A 1322-nucleotide genomic window follows, 5' to 3' on the forward strand; every position below is an offset into this window, starting at 1 on the left:
CCCCCTAATCAGAGTTATCGGGTCGGCTTTTGCGGCAGACTCGATGCCTGGTAGCCGCCGACGGGTGAGCACTCCTGCCCCCTGGACCTTGGAGTCCTAGACACAGATCGTGCCCCCGTTCGGTCGGCCGGGAGAGTTGATCGCTGCTGGGATGTCGTGCCCATCCTGCTGGGGTGTGAGCACTGTTTGATTAGGTCGCCGATGGTTCTCCCGCAGGCTGCTGGATAACGAAGTAGACAGACGGGAGATGCAGTGGATCTGTTCGTTGGGGACGACTGGGCCGAGGACCATCACGACCTCGAATTGATGGATAGTTCGGGACGGATTCTGGCCAGAGCACGCGTGCCTGAAGGAGTTGCAGGGATGGCGCAACTCCACGCAATGGTCGGTAAACATATTGGCGAGGAGGAAGATTCGTACCGGATCAAGGTCGGAATTGAAACCGACCGCGGCCCGTGGGTGCACGCGTTGGTGGCCGCCGGTTACGAAGTGTTCGCCGTTAATCCCTTACAGGCCGCTCGCTATCGGGAACGCCATTCGGTCTCGGGCGCCAAGAGCGACCGTGCTGATGCTCATGTGCTGGCCGACATGGTGCGCACCGATTCCCACCAACTGCGTGCGGTGGCTGCTGACAGCGCCCTGGTGGAGGCGATCAAGGTCGTGGCCCGCGCCCACAAGACGTTGATCTGGGAACGTACCCGCCATACCCAGCGGATGCGCCACGCACTGCGCGAGTGCTTCCCTGCCGCGCTGGAGGCCTTTGATGACCTGGCAGCTCCCGATGCTCTGGCGCTGCTGACCAAAGCAGCCGACCCGGCGACTGCGGCGCGGCTGAGCCTGAGCCAGATCAGCGCGGCACTCAAACGTGCACGCCGGCGCAACGTCGCCGAGAAGGCTGCGGTGATACAGGCCGCCTTGCGGACCCCGCAGCTACGCCAGCCAGAGCCGGTCAGCGCCGCCTACGGCGTCACCGTGCGTTCCAGCGCAGCAGTGCTGGCCGTGCTCAACACTCAGATCGACACGATGGCCGCCGAAGTCGATGCTCATTTTGGCCAGCACCCGGCCGCTGACATCGTGTTATCCCAGCCCGGGCTGGGGACGATTCTCGGCGCCCGGGTGCTGGCCGAGTTCGGAGACGCCCCGGATCGTTACGCCTCAGCCAAGGCCCGCAAGAACTATGCCGGCACCAGCCCCATCACCCGGGCCTCGGGCAAACGGAAGAAGGTCATGGCCCGGTTCGTGCACAACGACCGACTCATCGACGCACTACACGCCCAAGCATTCGCAGCGCTCAACGCCTCACCTGGTGCCCGCGCCTACTA

Annotated in this window: 1 protein-coding gene; it reads left to right on the forward strand. The window is 64.1% G+C overall.

Annotated features, from left to right (window positions below):
• Positions 1 to 306 precede the first annotated feature (306 nt).
• Positions 307 to 1322: IS110 family transposase (locus CSR00_RS29840; RefSeq protein WP_456093799.1), on the forward strand; the 1016-nt coding region annotated here is incomplete at its 3' end.

The organism is Mycolicibacterium palauense (assembly GCF_002592005.1).
Taxonomy (GTDB): Bacteria; Actinomycetota; Actinomycetes; order Mycobacteriales; family Mycobacteriaceae; genus Mycobacterium; species Mycobacterium palauense.